The sequence below is a fragment of the Deinococcus sp. AB2017081 genome, assembly GCF_034440735.1.
GTDB lineage: Bacteria > Deinococcota > Deinococci > Deinococcales > Deinococcaceae > Deinococcus > Deinococcus rufus.
The window spans coordinates 161,576-182,919 of the sequence record NZ_CP140099.1; the positions used below are offsets into that span (position 1 = coordinate 161,576).

Sequence of the window (21,344 nt, forward strand, 5' to 3'; positions counted from 1 at the left end):
TCATGGCTTCAGGTGTCGAACGCCTCGAATTCACATTCAGATCGCGTGACGGCACAGCTTGACGCGCTGGTGACGGAATCGGCTGTCCAGCACGCCGTCCGTCAAGGTGGGCATCACGTGGCCGGTTTCGGGCTGTGGGCGCTGCGCCGTCAGGCCGGCCGACGCGATGTGGTGGCCCGCGTCCTCGGAGAAACGCGGGACTGGACGTGGCTGGCGTTCATGGCCGCGTCGCCCCATGATCTGCTCCCTTCAGATGCGACGCTGCTTGCGGATCTTGTTCACCGCCTGCATGGCGTAAGTGCCATTCAGTGGATGGCCGGGGAGAATACCTTGACCTTCACCAGTTGGCCGCTGAGCACCACCACGCTGCGCGGCCGGCCGCACTTGGTACCGGGGCGTCCTGCCCCTGTCCGCACCGTGCCGCTCCCTTCCTGGCCGGCGGCCGACCAGGAGCTCCGCTGGCCGGGTGTGTCGCGGGAACGGCTGCGCGCTGCACTCGTGGAGGCCACCTATGTGGAGCAGGTCGCGGCGGCGCGCCCAGGCGACTTCACGAACATCGATGTGGTCGCCGCAGGGGAAACCTGTCCGGTCATCGTCGAGGTCAAACGGCGCACCCGCCGTCCAATCCGAGAGGGGGATCCGCTGCGGCTCACCCTGAGCCAGACGGCCACCCTTCACCACCTGGCTCAGGTGGGATGTGAGGTGCACATCGCCCTGCGGATCGTGCCCCCCAGCCAGGCGTCCCCTGCCCAGTGGCTGACCGCCGGCCGGTGGCACGCGGCCTCACCGGTGATCAAGCCAGGCTGGACGGAGGCCCTGGTGGAATTGTACGGCGAGGTCGGTGACCCTTCGGTCGATGCCCTACGGAAGGCCCGAAGCCTGGGTCCGGTCGGGGATGGGACCCCGCTGTTCCCTGCCGCTCCCCCAGTCCCGGTGATCCTCCCCCCCCAGCCTCCTCTGAAGGCGATCAACACACCGGCCCGGTCGGAACCGCGGGTTCCGCAGACACCTCGGGTCAAGCCTCCCCGGAGGCTGACAGCCTTTACCGGCACTTACGCGTTCCTGGACGCCTGGCATCCAGTGCCGGTGCGTCTGGGAGGCCGAACTTACACCAGTGCCGCGACCGCCTTCCTCGCGGCCCAGACGCTCGACAGCGTGGCGCGCGAGCGCCTGACCCAGGTGGACACGCCCAGCCTCGCCCTGCAGGTGGCGCGGCGCAGCGACCTGCGCGCCGACTGGGCCGAACTGCGACCCACCGTCGCCCGGGAGATCCTGCGGTTTGCCTTCCGGGCCGAGCGGGCCCACGCCCTGGTCACGACCCTGCCGCTGGTGCTCGCGGACGGGGAGGTGCTGGACGGCCGGCTGTATGGCCTGCAGGGCCGCCCTGGCTTGGAGACGCTCACCGGGGTACGGGCCGATCTCGCACGACAGCAGGCGACCCTCGGGGGCCGCACCTGCTGGGCCTGCGCGAGGTCCCAGCCGTCGCGCTGGTCGGCTTTCGTGCGCTGTGTCCACCCAGCCGGGGTGATGGGCACCCTCGCGTGTGTGGGGGCCGCCGCCGTTCAGGGGCCGACCGGGGATGCGGGCGCGCCGACAGTGCCCGTAACGACTCTGGCCGGGCTAGACTTTCTCCCTTCAGAAGAGGCCGCCTTCCGGCCCTGAGCGGGGGGTGGCGGGCTGCCGTGCGGCCGCGTCTCGGGCCTGCACGGCCAGCTGGTCGGCCCGTTCGTTCTCCGGGTGACCGGCGTGTCCCTGCACCCACTCGAAGGTCAGGGTGTGGGGTCGCGCTGACTGGGCCAGAGCCTGCCACAGATCCGGGTTCTTGACGTTCTTCCACTTCTTCGCGATCCACTTCTCCAGCCAGCCCTGCTCGAACGCATCGATGACGTACTTCGAGTCGCTGACGACGTGCACCCGGCAGGGCTTCTTCAGCGCGCGCAGGCCCTCGAGCAGGGCGGTGAGTTCCATGCGGTTGTTCGTCGTGGGGTGCTCCCCACCGGAGAGTTCCTTCGTGTGCCCGCCGCTGGACAGCAGGCACGCCCAGCCGCCGGGGCCGGGATTGCCGGAACACGCGCCGTCCGTGACGAGGCGCACCAGGGGCCGGGAGTCGGCAGAGCTCACGACCGCAGTGTGGACGACCCTGGCCAGGTGGAGGTGACGATCTGACAACGGGGCCTACGCTCCACGTTGACAGTACCTGCCAGCGGACAGGGTGCAGCGCCTCCTCGACATGAATCCCTGCAATCTGGACAGCACGGCGGCATGCTGCATGCCACACTGATGTGATTCGGAGTTGTACCCAGGTCAGGGGTGTGAGCACACCACGAGGTTTGGAATGAAGTGCCCCGTCTGTCTGTCCGACTTCCCTGAGGGACCAACCGCCTGCCCAACGTGTGGCTGGCCCGTGCCAGTCGACGAGACGCTGCCACCTGGAACCCTGCTCCAGGGCGGCCAGTTCCGCCTCGAAGGCACGCTCGGCCAGGGCGGGTTCGGCATCACCTATCTGGCCACAGACCTTCAGCTCCAGCGTTCGGTGGCCATCAAGGAACTGTTTCACAGTGACTGGAAGCGTCAGGGCCTGGTCGTCCAGCCATCTCGGAAGCTGACGGCTGCGGAGTTCCAGGACGTCCGTGACAGTTTCCTGGCCGAAGCACGGGTGCTGGCGCAGTTCGCGGATCCTGGGATCGTGCAGGTGTACGCGCAGTTCACCGAGCACAACACCGCTTACCTGGTGATGGAGTACCTCCAGGGCGAGTCGATGGCATTTCGGCTCGGTCGCACGGGTACCATGCCTGCTGCGGATCTTCTGCGTGTGACCAGGGAACTCGCCCGGGCCCTCCGTCACCTGCATGCGGCGAACAAGCTCCACCGAGATATCAAACCGGAGAATGTCATCCTCGAACGCACTGGGCGTGCTGTGCTGATCGACTTCGGTTCGGCCCGGGAGTTCCGGGCGGGCCAGACCACCCGGATGACCCAGCTGGTCACGCCAGGGTACGCGCCGCTGGAGCAGTACCTCGCGCAGAGCAAGGCGGGGCCGCCTGCGGATCTCTACGCTCTCGGCGCGACGCTGCATCATGCCCTGACCGGGCAGATGCCGCCGTCCGCCGTGGAGCGCGCGGCCGGCACCCCACTGCCACCCCTTCCCCGCGGTACGCCTGCCGGTCTGGCGCAGGCCGTGGACTCGGCCCTGCAGATGCATATTGGCGACCGGCCCCAGACGGCCGATGACTTCCTGAGCCTGCTGACAGCGCCCCAACCTGCCCCCAGAGCCCCACGACCGGCACCCCAGGCACCGGCACCACCCAAGTGGCCCAACTTCGGACCGAAGCCGCTGATCGGTTATCTGAAGCACCAGCGGCTCACCCCCAACGACTTCATGAATCAACTGGAGGACGGCCGCATTCAGATCAGCGAACTGCCTCCTGAGGTGCGCGCCGAGCTGCTCCGCATGTCATGGATCAATGCCGCAGGGGATCTCACTTTCCGCCACGCGTGGGGGAACGTGCCGAAGGCCCAGCCCCCCAAGCCCACGGGGTCGCCTTCTCCACCAGCACCCAGCAGGCCGAAACCTCAGCCTGCCCCGCCATCTCCGCGAACACCCGCACCGGCTCCACGACCGGTACCTCCGCCACAACCAGCGGTGCCAGCGCCCCCTCCGTCAGGCAAGTCTCCAGTACCACCCCCCTCACCAGCTCCATTCCCGGCTCCCGACGAGATCCGCCACCTGTGGGCGGCAATCATGCATGTGCCGCGTCCCGTCGATATCCCACTGGCGGTTCCACCGCTGCCACGGCCGCCCCGTAAGATCTCGGTGCGCACCTACGTCACGGTGGCCGGGCTGATGCTCTCGCTGGGGGGCTGCGCGTGGGGATTCGGCACCCTCAGTCTGACCTCGGTGGGGTTGAGCCTGTTGGGCTTGATCGTGGTTGCCCTGATCTCCTCGGGGAACCAGGGATCCCCTGAGTCACGTCTCATCGCCCAGGTGGAGGCGGTCGATCACCGCATCGCGCAGCGCGTGAACCGCTATCAATACCATGAAGGTGTATGGCAACGGTTTGATGCCCAGCTGAGCGCATTGGAGGGCATCCGTGACCAGCTGTACGCTGCCGATCAACTGCTTGTTCGCCGCGAGGAGGAGGCCCGCGCCAAGCGGAAGGCGGCTGATCTGGAGTGGGAGTTGCGGCGAACCCGGTTGGAGCCCGGCGTGGTGACGGGAGTCGGCGTCAAACGTGTCGATGCACTCCGGCAGCGTGGTCTTTCGACGGCCCATGCCATGGATCGGGGGAAGCTGGCGCGCGTCCCGGGCATCGGCGAGAAGACGATCCGAGATCTGATGCAGTGGCGGGCTGAGGTCGAGAGAAGAATTGAGGCAACGTTGCCCACTTGGTCAGGTGATCCGCTCCTCCACACTGCCGTGTCGCTCGAACTCCAGCAATTGAGACAGCAGCTGGCGGATGGCCCCAGTCGTCTGCAACTCGTCATCAGAGAGGGTCAGGCTGCTCACACTTTGGCGCAGCATGAGGTACAGCAACTGGTGGCCGAGCGCGATGGACTCTTGGCGCAGCTCTGAGTGTAACGGTCGGGTCAGATGCTACTGACTTCGCAGTTGGGTTCCTATCAGCAATGGGGGAGGATCAGCACCTGTCCACTGTTCAAGGAACGCAGGTGCTTCGAGTAAATACCTTCAGTGTACTTTATTCCGCCCGGCCCCTACGACTACACCGGTTGTGGCAAGTTGTTGGCGCCAGGGCAATGAAGGAGACCCAGTGAAGCAGGTGGCCTGAAGTTCAGGCCACCTGCTTCACGACGTCGCGCCAGAGCGCGAATGCCCGTTGTTGGTGGTGACGACGATGATGCGCGGGAACGGTACAGCGGGCCGAGTGGTGTAGATTCGTGATTCTGGCGTGTAGGTCAAGGAATCCCTGGGCTCGATGTCGTGACCTGAATCCTCGCTGCTGCCGCTCTTGTCGGCGTGTGGGTCGATGGGATTGTTCCACGAGGTTATTGCAGCGAGCCGTAGACACGACTTGGACGTGCTCCACGCTGTGGAGCACGGGAAGCGTGCGAGGCGCCGCACCGTAGCTCCACAGCTTGTCGGTGTGGATGATGGCTGGGACGTCATGCTCACCCAGGAGCCGGAGGAAGAAAGCCTTAGCCGTCTCTGTGTCCCGGCGCCGCTGAAGGAACACATCCAGCACAACGCCATGTTCGTTGACCGCCCGCCACAACCAATGAGTAATGCCCCCGACCTCCACACGCATTTCGTCGAGATGCCACCGGGAACCCCGGCGGGGTTCCCGGTGGCGCAGGTTCTGGGCGAGCGGGTCACTGAATTTGATACACCAGCTGCGGATGGAATCACGGGTGACGCAAATCCCTCGTTCCAGCAGCAGTTCTTCGACGTCTCGGTAGCTCAGCGTGAAGCGGTGGTAAAGCCAGACGGCGTAGCCGATGACGGCCAGGGGAAACCGGTAGCCGGGGAGCTTCTGACCGCTCAGCATCGCATCACCCTACGCCACCAACTTGCCACAACCCTGGCGTTGAGGTGGGAGCAGTGGAGCCAGTTGGCTCCACTGCTCGTCCGTCAGTTCATAGCGTCGTACCACAAGTCATTCTTGCCTGTGGATGACACTTTGCGGACAGAACCTAGCAGATGTTTGTACTCATGTCAAGCTGATGAGAGCCGCATCTATGCTGGAGTGTTTGTAGAATTGATATGTCTAAGAAAATTTAAAATCTTAGATGTTGTGAGCATGGAGGAAGCCATGGAAGATCAGACCTTAGCGAGTGATTTTACGTTCAGCCTGACATCGTTCATTGACTCTGCTAAAACTGATGGAGGTACGCCTGAAAATGTTGTACTTAGCCGCCCAGTTGGCAGTGTGACATATCAGTGCTCACGTTGTTGTACTCAGACCTATCCTCCTTCATGTGGTGGTGGCGGTGGAATTGTCGATTTTGAGGATATTTGATTGTTTAAGAGATCACAAGTAGTAATTGGTGATTCTATATAGTTTTTGTAGAACTCTTGCTATATTAGTGCCCGACTTGACAAAAATCATGTCGGGCACTAGTCTGTATATATGACGCAGCATGGAGAGGCGGCTTTGCTTTATGAGATTTTTTCAGGTAAAAGAATAATAGATTTTTTTTCTAATGCTACCAAAACCACTGTTGATGTGATAGAGATACAAGAGAAACTGGAAAAGATACTACAGATGTCTGGTAAATTATTGAGTGTTGAGCCGTCTGGAGACCTCTGGAGAGTCAATTTTAGAACTCGGGTGCTCCTAGTTCGCATCGTTGTTAATGCTCTGATGAAAATATCAGATCTTCGTGTTATCTCTATGATGGACGTATGCGAGAGTATCGACAGTATTTGTGATGAAATTAGAGATTTCGGTGATTGTGTTTCCTTTTCGATTACAAGAAATGGATTAGAGGTACAAAATCATAGAGTCGATTCTCAAATGCAAATTGCGTCACTGTTTAAATTATTTATTGCTCGAGAGTATTTGGATTTGAAGAAAAATTATTCTGATTTTGACAATCGGATTATAAAGATCGACTCAGCTATGGTAAGTCTGCAAACTGGAATTCTTCAAGATTTCCCAGATAAAACTTATATTAATTATAATATGATTTTTAATCTTATGTTATGTTTGAGTGATAATACAGCTGCCGATATGTTGTTAGACATAGTTGGCAGATCTTCTATCGAAAAGTATTTATCTGAGAGTAGTATTCCTGCGATGAAAACACGCGAGTGTTATGTTATGAACACTTATTATGAAAAATACGCAGATCTATGGTTTGCATCAGACTATCATACTAGGTTGAAAGTTTTGGCTTCAACTCCCTATGACACACCCAGTATTCTACATTTTTATAGAGAGATGATTGGTACACCAATTGGATGGTATTCAACAGCAAAAAAGATTAACAATGTAATGTCTGATTTGATCGAGTGCAGTATATTGGGTTTTGGTAAGCCGCCGATTATATTTGACGTCAATAGATTCACTTTTTTTCGCTATAAGGGCGGCTCATCTCCAGGTGTATATGCTGTATCTATTTCTCTAAAGTGTCATTCGTCAGATCTATACACTATGACGTTTATTTTAAATAATTTTCTATCACATATGGATTTTGATACTATGCAGAGAAAATTGATAGCTCTAATTAGAAAGATGTCGTATAGTTTGGAGATGGCATGAATAGTCAAGCAAAGATGTATGAATTTTTTAAGATATACAGACGGACTTTTGGATTAGCAATGCAAGCTGATAAAAATGACACACAAGTCATTCTAATTATGTCTTGCATTAATGCATTTTCGCCATTAATTGGCATTTTCATTACTGGACAGATTGTAAATCACCTTGCTCAAAATCCACTTAACGTCAAATACTTGCTTACTCTGGTATCGTGCTGGGCGATAGTCTCAATCCTATCTACTTATTTGTATACAATTTTACCTATAAAGCAGGCTCGGCTTGCGGATAAGCTAAATATATTCATCAATGTCAGTGTAATGGAAAAGAGCAAATCGTTTCAAGGGATTGGAAAATTCGAAAACGTTGATTTTCATAATAACCTTACGCAAATTCAAAATGAAGCAGTGTATAGAGCTAATAACTTGGTTTTTATGTCAATTAACATTATCACTAATACAATTCTGTTAGCAGGAATATTAATTCTAATATCTAGTATTAATGTACTCCTTGCCGCTATACTATTTGTAGTCTTGTTACCATATGCAAAAGAAACAAGTAAAATTGCTAGGATACAGTTAGAAGAAAATTATGCCATGAACACAGACTACAGGAGAATATCTTACTATTCGCAATCTGTCTTATCTGGTACTACTGCAAAAGAGGCAAGAATGTTTAATTTTTATGAATTTTTTATTGAAAGATTTAAAATTCTTTCAAATGAAAGGGCCAATACATTGCATAAACAACGGATTGCAAGATCTAAAATTTCCCAAACATTACTAGTTATTGAGGAATTAGTAGCATTTTCTGGTTTAGCTTGGTTAATACGTAGCGCTTATTTAGGTAATTTAACATACGGAAGCATAATTATTTATATACAAGGTGTAGCGCGATTACAACAGGCATTAGATCAGACTGCTCAAGATATATCTATGCTATCTGGAGATCTGCTTTACATTAGCGGACTTTACTCATTTTTAGATTCACATGATGAAATGGAAGGCGGACATTTAACGCCTAATCTCGACACAGTTGAAATTACTTTTGAGAATGTATCGTTTTCGTATCTGCCTGGAATAGAAATTTTGAAAAATATATCATTAACGATTGACAACAGGCAAAGCATCGCCATAGTTGGGGGAAACGGCAGCGGTAAATCTACGCTAATGAAGTTGATTTTGAGGTTTTATGATCCAACAGAGGGAAGAATATTGATAAATGGCATTGATTTGACTTTGATTGATCAGGAGTATTGGAGATATCACATTCTTGTTATGTTTCAGGATTATAATAAATACCATCTAACTATTGGTGAAAATATTTCATTCGATAGTCAAGATATCAATTTTATGAGTGGTGCTACGAAGATTTCTGGATTCTCAAAAACTATGGATAGTAAACTATTAAGCTACTCGACTCAGTTGGGCCGGCAATTCGATGGCGTAGAGCTATCTGGAGGAGAATGGCAGAGGCTGGCTATGGCACGCGCACTAACGAAAATGAGTTTCGCAAAAATTGCTATTTTAGATGAACCCACGTCGGCTATAGATCCTGTAATCGAATCGGAGGTTTTTGACTCTTTGACTACTGTTCTAAACAAGATGACATCTATTGTAATTACACACAGGATGTATGCCGCTAAAGTTTGCGACATTATTATTGTAATGGAAGAAGGACAGATTGTGGAAAGAGGCAATCATATTGACTTAATAAAGAGTAATAAAAATTATAAACAACTTTGGGATACACAAGCTGGATTGTATGATTTAGCGTTAGGAGATAATAATGAAGATTAACTACTTTAAAAGATTTGTTTATAGACTTCCAATTTTAAGTTTTGATCAAATATCGCCTATATTTGAAGGAAAGTATGATATTTTTAATAATCACGATATTAATTCAAATTTGCTTAGGGCAGCCATTAAATATGCGAGTTCTGATTTGAATATTGAGGATAGCAGTATATTATCTGATATCAAGTCTCGCTTATCGATAGCAAAATATATTATTCGCGCAGGCTCTAGGGCAACTCCATTTGGTTTATTTAGTAAAATCGGTGAATCTTACCTAGGCAGTGAAGTTGCAGTGGTGCAAGGTGAATCAAGTATTTTAAAATATAATGGCTATAAGAAGCTAAAATCTACAAAATCAAATTATGTTGTTATGACAAATACTTTTTATAAAAAAGATAAGATTGTTTATTATATTGTTCAAACGAGTAATGGTTACGAAACGAAGAATCTATTAAATAGTCCAATCCTAGAATATATTGTATCAATTACTGAAAAGCCAATTGATTTTGATACACTTGCTGACACGCTGTGTACGATTTGGGGACGAGATAATTATAAAGATATAATCGCTCTTATTAATAATTTAGTTTTTCAGGGCCTTCTAGTTTACGTAAATGACAATACTCTTGATATTGAAAAAACTGATTGCGAAGTCTTAAAATTATCTGACGAATTAGATGGTAGTGTTATTATACCATTCATAGATGGCTCCTATCCTGATGTGCAAGTAAGCATAAAAAGCGGGTCGTTGGTTACTATAGACTCTTCGGCAATTGAGGATCTTGGAAAAGTTATAGCCTTTATGGCCAAGATTAACTCTGCCTCCTTAACCAAAGACAGTATTAATAAGTACTATGAGCAATATATTGAAGTTTTTGATTACAATTTAACAAGTCTGATGGAAGTTGTTGATAATATTAGAGGAATAGGATTTCCGAAGCACTTTACCAATAGTAAAGACACTCAATCAGCAGTGACGAGCCCATTCTATAGAATGCTATTTAACAAATATCTAAAAGACTTCAGTGAAGAATTGCTATTGCCTGAAGACTTATTTAATCGTATTTTAAAGAACAAAGATTATAATCTAGTACCTAGTACATTTGAAGTTTTCTTCACTCAGGGATATTTAGAGGGCCGCAAGCTTACGCTTTTACTCCCGGCTTTTGCTTCTGCGCCTGCTGGTAGATCATTAGGAAGGTTCTCTCATATTGATAGCGATATAGGGGAAATTTATGTTGATTTAGCAAACTTGGATGCTGATAGTAACAGAGACTTTCAATTAGTAGATTTGACATATACACATTTCAATAACAATGCAAATAACTTAGCAGTACACAAGAAGATACATGGCCTGACTTTAAGGCTTTTTAATCCTTCTGGTACAACTCAAGAGATAAAACTCAATGAGATATATATTAAGCCAGAAGAGGGTAAACTCGTATTCTATCATATTGGTAGTGGTAAAAGGCTTAAATTCAGAGCCTCTAGTCTATTAACGTTGGAATCGGCTCCTGAAATAGTGCGATTTATGTTGGAAATGAGCGAGCCGGAGAGTATAGACCAGCTAAGATTTGATTGGGGCCAATACTTCGATGCTCCATTCCTACCTAGAGTACGATACCGAGACATCGTCATTTGGCCTAAAACATGGCATATTGATAAAGATATTCTAATTTCAGGTAAAATAGATAGAAGACGTTTTACATTAATTAGAGAGAAGCGCAAAATTGATAAATATGTATGGTTTGGTATGGAAGATCAAAGACTTATATTAGACTTAGATAGCGATATTGCCTTTAATATACTTGATCAGAACAGAAGCAGTCTTCCCTTTCGATTCACAGAGGTTATATTTGATATTGATGGACGACCGCAGAATCTAGAACTGCTGGCCTTCTATAACAAGTATGACCCGAACTATAAAATCAGTGAAAAATCTAATCTAACGCACAGTGTCTTAGTTGATGCATCTGTAAATTCTAATGTTCATCAGATTGGCGGTAATTGGATATATGTCAAACTTTACGCTAACTCTATATTTTACGACTTTATAATTGCCAAAATACATTTAAAATATAAGGATTATTCTTGGTTCTTCATAAGATTTTATGATGACAGGCCCCACTTAAGACTGAGGATAAAATCTCAGAACTATTACTCTGATTTGGCCAGCTTGATGAATGATATGAATGAATTAAGGCAGGATGGCATTATAGACTTTATTAAAATAGATGAATACCATCCTGAAATTGAAAGATATGGGGGACGTGAAAAAATAGACGAGGCCGAAGCAATATTCCATCGGAGCAGCATAATGTACGCTGATGATTTAATTGGGGCTTCTAAAGAGACTAGATTTTTGAAAATAGCAATTACATTACTAAAATTAATTCGCATAATAGTAAGAAAAGACCAAGTGTTAAAAGTCACCGAGGAGATATACGATATGACGAGGCGAAACTATGAGAGTGTGGCCATTAAGCCATTAGATAGGTATGTTTTCGAAAAGATAGTCGAAGAAATAAGTCATATGCTGGAAGAAGACTTTGACAGGGATACATATGAACATTGGTCACCTTATAGCATAGCTAGTTTTATGCATATGCATCTGAATAGATGTGGAGTAGGAAGTGATCAAGAAATCGTATACTATAAATTGATTTATAAAGCTTTTAGGACGGCAGTAAGGGAACATAAATGAACAAAATATTGGGATCAAATCTAGATATTTGGTTAGATAGGGTCGCTCTCCTGGCAGAGGAGGACAATATTGAAGAATTAGGTATTGATAAATTTAACATAGGAATAACAGATGGGCGATTATGTTTGGCCTTGCTATTTATAGTATTATATCGAAGAACTTCAACCGGCAAATACAAATTTATCGCGCAGAAACAGATAAACCGTAGTCTGGAAATTCTAGAAGATCATCCCAAACTTATTAATAATCTCGGGCTTTATAACGGATTCTCTGGATTAATCTATATTTTATCAGATCTTTATAAAAACGAGGGTCTATACAAAAACGCTCTGCTTTTTCTTGCCTCTGAGCATGAGAAAGTAGTTTACGGTCAATACTTAAATTATAGTGACCGCCAGTCTCTGCCTCTTGATAGTTATGACTTAATCTCAGGACTCGTTGGAATTGGATTATCCAGGCTAAAGTATTCAGCATCCACTACGAATAAAGATTCATTGTTGCATCATATTATAACTATTCTTTGTAAGCATTCTAATAAAGAAAAACCATTCATTACAATGCGTCGAGATTACAACGAATGGGATTTAGTAACATATAATGCCTTCGATGGAATTATAAATTTAGGTATGGCGCATGGGATTATGGGCGTGATATCATTAATATCAAAATATCAACAAGTTTATAATGATAAAAATACAATACAAAGTCAAAATAAATTATGTGATTTAGCAATGAAAGGCGTATTAGAGGTAAACCATGAGATTGAATATGCGAATTGTCTCGTTGAAAAAGAGGGTCATCTCAAACGAGACAGGCAATACCGAGGAGTTTCATGGTGCTATGGAAATGTGGGGGCTGCAATTGGTTTTAGAAGAGCAACACAGACTGGGTATTCGAATCCACGCGTGAATGAGATCTTGTATTCACTGATGGATAGAAAATCAAGTCACTTATCTAAATACACTGCGGGTACTACTATGTGTCATGGTGTATCAGGTATCGCGAGAACTGCAAAATCTATGGATAATGATGAGATATATAATGAAATGATTGAATTCATAAGTGAAGTGTTTAATCATAGCGATTCAATGGGGGGATTTTTTGACGTACGCAATAGTAACGGGATTAGAAGTGTACACAAATCTATTTCGTCCTTGGACGGATCAATCGGCCCAGCAATTTCTCTTATATTGGATGGCACGTCGATTGCTAGTCCTTTAGACGAAATAATGCTCATTACTTGAAGCATAGATATCTGTGGCTAAGTAGATGACAGTTTGGCGGCGAAGCCCTCTATAGGGGTCAAAAGTCTGGGGTAGAGATGAAAAGTCGGCTCCTGTACGGTGTTTTCTTGTGTCGTAGGCCGGGCCGCTGTTCCTGATCAGAATGGAGAGGTCAGGCCAGCCCGGATCGACAAGCCTGTGTGTTTTCTCGGCCCACCAAGGCCGCATCGCAGTTATGGCCGATCCGGGTGCTTTCTCCGCGACTGCACCCTATCCGAGGCCACCAAGCCTGCACCACAAGAACGAGTCTCGAGAAAGCGTGTCGCTGACGACCCTCTCACCTTCTCTGGAGGTTTGTATGGTTGTGCTCGGACTCGATGTCGGCAAGGACAGTCTCGCAGCATGTTTTCTCCTCCCCGCACCGTCAGGTGCCATCACCCTGCCCGCTGTTCCCAATACCCAAGCGGGGTTCAAAGCGCTGCTGCGCTTTGCTCATCAGCATGACGTCGTGCCGGCAGACCTCCACGTGGTCATGGAAGCCACCAGCGTGTACTGGGAGGAATGCGCAACGGCCCTGCACGAAGCACGGTGTACGGTCAGCGTGGAGAACCCCGCCCAGATCAAGTACTTCGCCAGATCCATCCTCCGGCGTGGGAAAACCGACTGCATGGATGCGGAGACGATTGCCCGGTACGGCGCGACCCGGCCGCCCAAGGCCTGGCACCCTCCAGATCAGCACAGCACCGAGCTCAAACTGCTGGTTCGTGAACGCACGGCCCTCACCACTACAGTGCAACAGGAACGGAATCGACGCCATGCGATGGAGCACCGCTCCACCTCCTCGCCCACCCTGTTGACGTTGGTTGACGAGCGTATTGAGCTGCTGGAACAGCAGATCAAGGCCATCGAAGCGGCGATGAAGCAGCTGTTGGCGGGCCATGCGCGACTGGAGCCGCAAATGCGGCTCCTGCTCAGCGTGCCGGGCTTTGGATTCTTGAGTGCCGTATCCGTTCTGGCGGAAACCGACGGCTTCTCCGCCATTGAGACGGGGGCCCAGCTCTGCGCGTTTTGCGGGATTGCGCCGTCCCCCGTCCAGTCGGGAACCAGTGTCAGGGGACGGGGTCGGATCTCGAAGATGGGCAACGCCCATCTCCGACGGACCGCGTACTTGGCAGCCCTGGGGGCGGCCCACAGTCATGGACGTCTCGGCGTGTTTTATCAACACCTGCGGCTGGCGGGGAAACCACCGAAAGTGGCTCGGATCGCGCTGGCTCGAAAGCTGCTTCGCGTTGGCCTGGCGGTGGTGAAGTCTGGCCAGCCGTACCAGGAGGACTATCAGCGCCCGGAACATACCGCAGCTTGACACGGAGGGAACAAGACCCTATCTGCGATGAAGCACACCAGGAACCGACCCGCTCAGGATAACCTCTCCGGGCGGTTGTGTTGCCTTACTGATCCGTGCTTAAGTCAGTAGCGATGCCGTAAACTGCGTTCCTCGGATGAACGCAAGCGGCAGGGCTTTGCGCCGGATGCGCTGCCAGCCCACCGTCAGCCGCTTCTTCAACTCGCTCATCGACATCGCGCAGAAGTTCCCCACCACATTCCGTTTGAGATCGGCCCAGATCAACTCGATCGGGTTCAATTCCGGCGCATACGGCGGCAGGTAGAGCAACGACAGGCGTTCGTGCAGGTGCACGAACGCTTGCACCGCCTTCGACCGGTGGATCATGGCGCGATCCAGCACCACGATCACCTCCCCATCCACATGTCGCAGGACATGCTCCAAGAACGTCACGACCCCAGGTGAGCGCACCGCGCCGCGGTGCGTGTGGTGCAGGAACTGCCCATCAGTCGTGATGGCACCGATCACGGACAGATGTTCCCAGCGCAGCTTTGTGGGGATGATCGGCGTCTGCCCACACCGCCCCCAGGTGCGAACTTTCGTCGTTTTCAGACTGAAGCCGCTTTCGTCCAGAAACACCACGGTCGCGCCCTCAGCGATTTTTTTTCCCCAGGGCCTCTCGCTGAACACGAACCCAGGTGGCGATGTCGTCTTCGTGGCGTTCCACGGCCCGCAGTGCGGGCCGCTGATACGTGAATCCCCAACTGCGGAGGATCCGGGAGAGGTGCGCCCGATCGAGCCACACGCCATAGGTCACGCCGATCACGTGGCGGATCTTCGGGATCGTCCAGCCACTGGTCTCAAAGCCGTGCGACCGGGGATCGCCGTCGATCATGGCCCCGATCTCGTCCTGCTGGGCTGCAGTCAGACGCCGTGGTCGACCGGTGGCGCGGGAAGCGCGCAGCGCGTCCTCTCCATCGCGCCGCAGCCGAGCACGCCATGCACGGATCGTCACCTCGGCCACGCCGAACTGCTGGGCCAGGTCGCGGGTCGGGCGGCCGGAGTCAGCGAGGGCGGACTGGGCGGCAAGACGCCGTTCTTCCTGCTGGGTGCGCGTGAGGTGGCTTGGCCGCCAGAAGGAAATCGTCACACCCTATGCTACATATTTACGCATGGATCAGTAAGTTGCCAGAACCCCCCAGGCTCAGACCAGGGCCTTCGCAGGACGGAGGGGCTGGCATGGGCGGCACTCGTCAGGACGGACAGGTGTGGCAGACCGGCAATCACTGCTGAGCACAGGAAAAAGGCATGAAGACAGCGTGTGAGGTTCAGCTCTCCATCAGCCCCTGATCGGGCGTCACCGGGTTGCGCTGCAGATCGTCGTTCTCCGGAGCGTACCGTTCGCCATCTCCACGTGCAGGTCATGGCCACGGAGCGGGGGGAGCGGCCATCCACGGGCTTTCGCCGGTGGTGGGTCAGGGGTCGGCGGTCAGCGGGTGTGTCGTCCACGATCACCCCTTTTCCGGTGTCACCTGACGGTGGTCAGCTCTCTGCGGAGGTCAGCGGTACGCCCTCGTCCTTGAGGCGTACCACCACCGTTTCGACGAAGTCGTGCATAGAGAGGGCCGCCATGGCGGCGTTGGCCTCGCGGAGCAGTGCGCTCGCAGACATCTCCCCGGCCAGGCACCTCGCCTCGAGGAGTTTCCAGTGCTCCTGACCCACGCGCTTGCCGAGCAGCAGCTTGATCGCGCCGCGGTGACGCTCCCACTGCTCTTCAGCGGGCAGCGCGTCCTCGAACCGCCGGAGCTCGTCAAACGCCGCCTGCGGATCTTCCTCCACTGGATGTGTGGTCGATCCTTTCATCTGTGACACCGCAGCCACCAGGCCACCGCCACCCGCCGTGTCCACGTACTTTCCGCTGCCATCGTTCAGGATGTCCCAGGCGTACGCGCCTCGGGACTTGCGGATCCGGCTCGTGCTCGCCAGGATGCGCTCAGCCAGCGCGAGGCGCGCCCGTGCCGCATCGACCGTATGTTTGCGGATGTACGCCCGTGCCTGGCTGTCGGGGATTTCCAGCAGTTTGAGGCGACCGACGAGTTCGAGCTGCTCGGCGGTCAGTGGATAATCCGGCCGCTGCGGATTGAGGACGTACCTCACCCGCTGTGTGGCGCCACGTCCACTCAGCACCGCGCTTTTCAAAAATTCGCTGGCGATGAGCTCGTCGTGGATCGGCGAGATCGTGCGCCGGATGCTGTCCGGCCGCAGGTTGGTGAGCCGCAGCAGCTTGCCGAGTTCCAACAGCCCGAAGTCCAGATGCCCCTCGCTCGAGGCCTGGGGATCGCTGTACCACAGCGTGTCCAGCAGGCGGAACAGCATCCGGCTCTGGCTGCCCGGGAGCTTGAGCATGAAGTCAAGATCAAACGGCCGCACCCGGGGCGAGGACAGACTTGCCGCCACCTCCTTGTCGAGGGTCACCCGCAGCTTCGTTCCCGCGCCGAACGACTTGAGGTTCAGCGACGTCGCCTCGGCGGCTACCTCCTCCACTCGCTCGATGAACCGGAACGTGACCCGGCGGGCGGTGCCCCCAGGATGGTCGAGCCACCCGGAGATCTTGTACATCGTGCCGGAGAGACGCGTGAGGCTGTCGTGGATGATGCGGTAGTTCTGGCTGCTGTCGGTGCGGCCCAGCATCTTCAGGAGGGCGTAGGCGCTGCACTCGACCGAGTTGTCCCTGGGTTTGCCCCGTTCGAGGAACAGGTTACTCAGCACGAGCATCATGTCGTTGTCGGGGCCATGTGGGAATCCGTAGGCGTTACCCAGGCATTCGACGTGCATTTCACGCCCGGCGATGACGAACGAATGCTCCCAGCGCGTCTCCCCTGCCTTGAGCCGCGTGAGGCAACTGATCAGTGACGCCTCCGCGAGATTGAGGTCATCAAAGTTGGATCTCAGGGCCAGGGGCGATGAGGTCATCTTCTTTCAAAATAACACATCGACTGAAGATGATCTTCTCTATCTTTAAGAATAACAGTCTGTAATACAAAGAAGATCATCTTCAGAGATGCGCTGCATATCTTCTCCCAGTGCCGTTTTTTCGCACGAACGCCACAAACTGGACGGGCGGAACGCCACAAACTGGACGGGTGAAGCCGCCCAGGATGCCACGAAGTGGACGGTCATGGCCTTCACCCATTCCACAACCTGGACGGGTAAGGCGCCACAAACTGGACGGGTGGAGCATGTGGGAGTTCCCCTGCTAGCCACCGGTTCCCACAACCTGGACGGGTGAAGTCGTGGCGTTCACCCCACAAACTGGACGGGTGAAATGCCGTGCCTTCCCACGAAGTGGACGGGTGAAGGCACAGCAGATCCCACGAACTGGACGGGTGAACGTGCAGTGGACGGGGTGGGCTGTCCACCGCACGTTCACCCCTGCTGTCCTACTGCTGCTGTAGGTGCTCGCGCAGGCGGGTATCGGCCCACTTGCCGTAGGTCGGGCAGTCTGCACGTCACTGTGCCCCAGATGTTTGGCGACGTCCTGAAGCTGGAACCCGGCGCGCACCAGGCGCGTGCCGGCGGTGTGGCGCAGCGCGTGCAGGCCCCGGTACGGCACACCGACGCGGATACACAGCGTCCTGAGCCGGTTCCGCGCCGCTTCCGGCGTGCGGCCGATGACGAGGTGTGTGCCCTGGCCGCCGAGCTCGCGGAGGTCACGGATGAGGAAACCCGACAGCAGGACACGGCGGGTCTTGCCGCCCTTGCCGTGGAGGGTTCTGGCAACTTAACCTCGGTAGGCTGGTGAGCCGTGAGTGACCGGAAGCCGTACCGCCACCGTTTTCCATTGAGCGTCATCGGCTACGCCCGGCGGCTCTATCACCGCTAGTCGCTCAGTCAACGTGACGTGCAGGAACTCCTCCACGAGCGTGGGGTCGTGGTCAGCCACGAGACCCTGCGACAGTGGAACATCAAGTTCGCCCCTCTGCTCACTGAGGAACTGCGCCACCAGGAACCACGCCGGGGTTCCCGGTGGCATCTGGACGAGATGCTCGTGAAGGTCGGCGGGGTCACCCACTGGCTGTGGCGGGCCGTGGACGAGCACGGGGACGTGCTCGACATTCTCCTTCAGGACAACCGCGATACCGAGGCCGCCAGATCCTTTTTCATGCGCCTGTTGGAGACCTACGATGTGCCGGAGGTCGTGCACACCGACACGCTCTGGAGCGATGGGGCGGCCATCCGGGCACTTCCTGTGCTCCACGTCGTGGAGCACGTCCAGGTCGTGTCCACGGCCCGTTGCAACAACGTGGTGGAGCAATCGCATCGCCCGACACGGCAGCAGGAATGTGCTCAGCTCGGCTTCAAACGACGGCGAAGAACGCAGGAATTCCTCGACCTGCACGCCCGCGTTTCAAATCTTTATCGCCACACCCGAACCACGGTTCCCGCCGCCCTCAGACGATATGGTCAGTGTGCAGCCCTGCGTCTGTGGCGAGAGGCGATGCAGCAGGCGGCTTGAACATCAAGCCGCCTGCTGCGCTCCTCCGGCCTCGCCGAGGGTAAGTTGCCAGAACCCTCACTGAAGTCATCCGGCACCTCCCCGAAGGATTGGGGCTGACTATCATCACCAACAACTTCCACGCCGCCGTCGAACTCGCTGAACGTCCCGACGTCCGCGGCCTCCTGCTCGGCGGCTTGATTGACCCCACAAGCCAGATCACCTCCGGCCTACGCGCGCTGGAAGACCTCGGCGGCGTCCGTTCGGATGTGTGTTTGCTGGGCGTGTGCAGTCTGCACCCCGAGCACGGCCTCACCGCCGCCTACCACGAGGAGGCACGGCTCAAGCGCGCCATGATCCGGCAGTCAGCGGAGTGCGCCGTCGTGCTTACCGCCGACAAGCTGGGCACCACCGTGCCCTACACCGTGGTTCCCGCTACGGAAATCGACACCCTGTTCATCGACTCGCAAGTCCCAGCCGAGCCTCTGGAGCCCTACCGTGATCTGGGTGTGCAATTCGTCCGATAAGGCCGGCCGCAAAGGCCCCCGCGGTGCGTCACAGGGCCGTCAATACAGGCGCTCATCTTCGGTGGTGCCTACGCGGCCCGGAGGCGAGCCGCCAGCACCGCGCCGGGGGAGCGCCATCCGATCCACTCCTTGAGATCGGCGTTCAAGCTTGAAAGCTGCGCTGCAGGTACCTGGAGGTTCTGTGTCCAGCTGCCGGTCGGGAGTTTTCGTGCTGGGAACGGCATGGATCCGCTGGGCAGGGAGGCCAGCGGCAAGAGCGCTCCCCTCAGGTCAGCTCGCGGATCAGCACCCGGGCCACCCGCTCGCGCAGGACATGGTCGTCCCGCAGTTCACGCAGCAGGGCGTCAAGCACCAGCTCCTGGGTCACGGGGAACCCGGCGTCACGGCACTCCTGCACGTAGGCCTCCAGCACCTTCTTGAGACTCGGTTTGACCCGGGTGCTCAGCGGTTTGCGCTCCTCGGGCGCCGCATAGACTGGAAGGTTCAGCGCCCTGCGGCTCTCCCCTCCCCCACTGGCCACGCTGGGAATGGGGGGCTTCCCGGCCTCGCCCGGACGTCCATCGTCGGGCTGGGCCTGCTTCATCATGTTCTTGATGCTGCTCATGCCAGCGCCTCCCGGATCTCGTCCCAGAGCTGGGTGAAGTGCCACCACTTGCCGTCGGGCCGGCTGCCCTTGCCCAGCGCATAGAGCCGCGAATACGGCACGACCGTCCGGGCCAGGCGGGCCTCAGGAATGCCCTCCCGGATCGCCTCGACGGTATCGCGGGTGACCGCCGGCATGGTACCGCCGTGGTTGACCACGATGAGGTGCTGGAGGGCCGGATTAGCGCGCAGGGGCAGTTTCATCAGGTGGTACGTCTCCAGCAGCTGTGGCAGATCGCCCGAGCCGATATGGACGGGCATGAGGACGAGGTCGGACTCGCTCATCGCCTGCACGATGATGTGTTTATCCCCTGGCGGCGTGTCGATGAACACGAAGTCGATCAGGCCCGAGGCCTTGATCTCGGCGAGTAGCGGCTCGAGTTCCTCGGCTGTGACCCGGTCGCAGGCGAGGGTCTCCCCTGCCAGCTCGGCCGCATTGACCCACTGCTCAGCGCTTGGGGTGGTGTCCATGTCGATGAGCGCAACACGGGCCCCGGTGAGGGCAGCAAGGTATGCCAGCGGCACGATGGTGCTCGTCTTGCCGGCCCCACCCTTTTTCATGACAGCCGAGATGACAACCGTCTTGCCAGCATATTGGCCTTCCTGCTTGCTGTCTGCCATGTTCGCCATCATGACACATAACAAACCAGACAGTTGGCATGAAAGGCATCTGTCATGTTGGCATGAAAGATGGAATGATGTAAAGAATTACGGAAATAACGAAGTTTAGAGGAGGGCCTGATGACCCTCGCTGACGTGATGGGTGGCCCTCTGGCACGCACGGACACGCTGTTCCAGACGGCTCCGGCGAACGGTGTCGAACACGCCGAGCGGCTGCAGCCTCACCGTTTCAGACTTGGGCGCGCCGCCACCAAATGACCCAAGGGCAGGGTAGGGGAGGGCCCGCGGTGGGGCGACCCACTAGGTGGATCCGCACAGGACGTCACGCGCCTGAACCGAGGTTTCCACCTGAGCTTCCTCCCTGTGCTGGGTGGCGACTGCCCTACCGCCCTGACGCGCCCTACCCAGGGGGAGGCCGGGGAGGGGAGATCCCGGAAGCACCCCTCCTGGCCGCTTCAGGATCCCCATGCCCACGGTGGGGATCTTGAGGCAGCGGAGTGGGGCATGGCCTGAGGGCTATACGATCGGCCGCGCGGAGGTCAGTGGCGCTGCTGAATAGGGGGAACCGTGGTCAGCGCGGACGCGGTGCCGGTGGGGGAGACGGGCGTGCCGTGCCGGTCGCCGAATGGTGAGCGGCAGTGACACGCCAGCGGACGCTGTCAAGGCGAGCCAGAGCGTCGCCTCTGCCGGGCTGGGACACGCTGAACGTCCAGGCCGCGTGCACCCGCCAGAACAGGTTGTCGGTGCTCCCTCATCCCCCCGGCGTAGCCCGGAGTT

General features: G+C 54.5%; 17 protein-coding genes and 1 pseudogene. 11 read left to right on the top strand and 7 right to left on the bottom strand.

What is annotated here, in order from left to right; translation table 11 throughout:
• Positions 1-12: 12 nt before the first annotated feature.
• On the top strand, positions 13-1,662 hold the full coding sequence (locus tag U2P90_RS19050; protein WP_322474765.1) for a hypothetical protein: 1,650 nt from the start codon (positions 13-15) through the stop codon (positions 1,660-1,662).
• Here U2P90_RS19050 and rnhA read toward each other — a convergent pair.
• Positions 1,636-2,121 carry a ribonuclease HI gene (gene rnhA / locus U2P90_RS19055; RefSeq protein ID WP_322474766.1) on the bottom strand — a complete coding sequence of 162 codons (486 nt, stop codon included), beginning with the start codon at positions 2,119-2,121 and terminating at the stop codon, positions 1,636-1,638. The genes U2P90_RS19050 and rnhA overlap by 27 nt on opposite strands.
• Positions 2,122-2,404: 283 nt before the next feature.
• On the opposite strand from rnhA, the gene U2P90_RS19060 reads away from it, so the two are divergent.
• Complete coding sequence (locus tag U2P90_RS19060) at positions 2,405-4,573, top strand: protein kinase domain-containing protein (protein ID WP_322474767.1); 2,169 nt, start codon at positions 2,405-2,407, stop codon at positions 4,571-4,573.
• Between the two features lie 217 nt (positions 4,574-4,790).
• Here the strand turns inward: U2P90_RS19060 and U2P90_RS19065 are convergent, their stop codons facing one another.
• Entirely contained in the window at positions 4,791-5,504 is a 714-nt protein-coding gene (locus U2P90_RS19065) for an IS6 family transposase (protein WP_380101690.1), read from the bottom strand.
• Positions 5,505-5,768: 264 nt separating this feature from the next.
• On the opposite strand from U2P90_RS19065, the gene U2P90_RS19070 reads away from it, so the two are divergent.
• From U2P90_RS19070 to U2P90_RS19095, 6 genes are all read left to right on the top strand, one after another.
• Positions 5,769-5,975: a hypothetical protein gene (locus U2P90_RS19070; RefSeq protein ID WP_322474768.1), complete on the top strand. Its 207-nt coding sequence runs from the start codon at positions 5,769-5,771 to the stop codon at positions 5,973-5,975.
• A gap of 111 nt (positions 5,976-6,086) precedes the next feature.
• A complete protein-coding gene (locus U2P90_RS19075; RefSeq protein WP_322474769.1) occupies positions 6,087-7,220 on the top strand; it encodes a serine hydrolase in 1,134 nt (377 codons plus the stop codon).
• Entirely contained in the window at positions 7,217-9,016 is a 1,800-nt protein-coding gene (locus U2P90_RS19080; protein ID WP_322474770.1) for an ABC transporter ATP-binding protein, read from the top strand. The genes U2P90_RS19075 and U2P90_RS19080 overlap by 4 nt, the downstream gene beginning before the upstream one ends.
• Positions 9,006-11,717, top strand: a complete 2,712-nt coding sequence (locus U2P90_RS19085) for a thiopeptide-type bacteriocin biosynthesis protein (RefSeq protein WP_322474771.1) — start codon at positions 9,006-9,008, stop codon at positions 11,715-11,717. The genes U2P90_RS19080 and U2P90_RS19085 overlap by 11 nt, the downstream gene beginning before the upstream one ends.
• A complete protein-coding gene (locus U2P90_RS19090) occupies positions 11,714-12,961 on the top strand; it encodes a lanthionine synthetase LanC family protein (RefSeq protein ID WP_322474772.1) in 1,248 nt (415 codons plus the stop codon). Before U2P90_RS19085 ends, U2P90_RS19090 begins: the two co-directional genes overlap by 4 nt.
• A 337-nt stretch (positions 12,962-13,298) precedes the next feature.
• Positions 13,299-14,303, top strand: coding sequence for an IS110 family transposase (locus tag U2P90_RS19095; protein ID WP_322474773.1), 1,005 nt, complete (start codon positions 13,299-13,301; stop codon positions 14,301-14,303).
• Between the two features lie 99 nt (positions 14,304-14,402).
• Here the strand turns inward: U2P90_RS19095 and U2P90_RS19100 are convergent.
• From U2P90_RS19100 to U2P90_RS20185, 3 genes are all read right to left on the bottom strand, one after another.
• A protein-coding gene (locus U2P90_RS19100) for an IS630 family transposase (protein WP_295823575.1) occupies positions 14,403-15,426 on the bottom strand; the annotation gives its coding sequence in 2 pieces (ribosomal slippage) (positions 14,403-14,951 and positions 14,953-15,426; 1,023 coding nt in all).
• A 398-nt stretch (positions 15,427-15,824) separates the two neighbouring features.
• Positions 15,825-17,255 carry a replication initiator protein A gene (locus U2P90_RS19105; RefSeq protein ID WP_322474774.1) on the bottom strand — a complete coding sequence of 477 codons (1,431 nt, stop codon included), beginning with the start codon at positions 17,253-17,255 and terminating at the stop codon, positions 15,825-15,827.
• 283 nt (positions 17,256-17,538) lie between these two features.
• Positions 17,539-18,018, bottom strand: coding sequence for a tyrosine-type recombinase/integrase (locus tag U2P90_RS20185; RefSeq protein WP_380101757.1), 480 nt, complete (start codon positions 18,016-18,018; stop codon positions 17,539-17,541).
• 69 nt (positions 18,019-18,087) lie between these two features.
• Between U2P90_RS20185 and U2P90_RS19115 the strand changes: the two are divergent.
• Positions 18,088-18,798, top strand: a pseudogene (locus U2P90_RS19115) (IS6 family transposase).
• An 89-nt stretch (positions 18,799-18,887) separates the two neighbouring features.
• Positions 18,888-19,304, top strand: coding sequence for a hypothetical protein (locus U2P90_RS19120; protein WP_322474776.1), 417 nt, complete (start codon positions 18,888-18,890; stop codon positions 19,302-19,304).
• A 265-nt stretch (positions 19,305-19,569) separates the two neighbouring features.
• Here the strand turns inward: U2P90_RS19120 and U2P90_RS19125 are convergent, their stop codons facing one another.
• Together U2P90_RS19125 and U2P90_RS19130 are read right to left on the bottom strand one after the other, a co-directional pair.
• Complete coding sequence (locus tag U2P90_RS19125; RefSeq protein ID WP_322474777.1) at positions 19,570-19,908, bottom strand: hypothetical protein; 339 nt, start codon at positions 19,906-19,908, stop codon at positions 19,570-19,572.
• Positions 19,905-20,567 (bottom strand): ParA family protein, encoded by a 663-nt coding sequence (locus U2P90_RS19130; RefSeq protein ID WP_322474778.1) that lies wholly within the window; start codon positions 20,565-20,567, stop codon positions 19,905-19,907. The genes U2P90_RS19125 and U2P90_RS19130 overlap by 4 nt, the downstream gene beginning before the upstream one ends.
• A 120-nt stretch (positions 20,568-20,687) precedes the next feature.
• On the opposite strand from U2P90_RS19130, the gene U2P90_RS19135 reads away from it, so the two are divergent.
• Positions 20,688-20,825: a hypothetical protein gene (locus U2P90_RS19135; RefSeq protein ID WP_322474779.1), complete on the top strand. Its 138-nt coding sequence runs from the start codon at positions 20,688-20,690 to the stop codon at positions 20,823-20,825.
• The last annotated feature ends 519 nt before the right edge of the window (positions 20,826-21,344 follow it).

Excerpts from the sequence above, each read along its gene's own strand:
- U2P90_RS19125 (WP_322474777.1), bottom strand. The coding sequence starts at position 19,908 with ATGAGCAGCATCAAGAACATGATGAAGCAGGCCCAGCCCGACGATGGA.
- U2P90_RS19075 (WP_322474769.1), top strand. The coding sequence starts at position 6,087 with ATGACGCAGCATGGAGAGGCGGCTTTGCTTTATGAGATTTTTTCAGGT.
- U2P90_RS19080 (WP_322474770.1), top strand. The coding sequence starts at position 7,217 with ATGAATAGTCAAGCAAAGATGTATGAATTTTTTAAGATATACAGACGG.
- U2P90_RS19135 (WP_322474779.1), top strand. The coding sequence starts at position 20,688 with ATGACCCTCGCTGACGTGATGGGTGGCCCTCTGGCACGCACGGACACG.
- U2P90_RS19130 (WP_322474778.1), bottom strand. The coding sequence starts at position 20,567 with ATGGCAGACAGCAAGCAGGAAGGCCAATATGCTGGCAAGACGGTTGTC.
- U2P90_RS19085 (WP_322474771.1), top strand. The coding sequence starts at position 9,006 with ATGAAGATTAACTACTTTAAAAGATTTGTTTATAGACTTCCAATTTTA.
- U2P90_RS19065 (WP_380101690.1), bottom strand. The coding sequence starts at position 5,504 with ATGCTGAGCGGTCAGAAGCTCCCCGGCTACCGGTTTCCCCTGGCCGTC.
- U2P90_RS19095 (WP_322474773.1), top strand. The coding sequence starts at position 13,299 with ATGGTTGTGCTCGGACTCGATGTCGGCAAGGACAGTCTCGCAGCATGT.
- U2P90_RS19090 (WP_322474772.1), top strand. The coding sequence starts at position 11,714 with ATGAACAAAATATTGGGATCAAATCTAGATATTTGGTTAGATAGGGTC.
- U2P90_RS19070 (WP_322474768.1), top strand. The coding sequence starts at position 5,769 with ATGGAAGATCAGACCTTAGCGAGTGATTTTACGTTCAGCCTGACATCG.
- U2P90_RS19105 (WP_322474774.1), bottom strand. The coding sequence starts at position 17,255 with ATGACCTCATCGCCCCTGGCCCTGAGATCCAACTTTGATGACCTCAAT.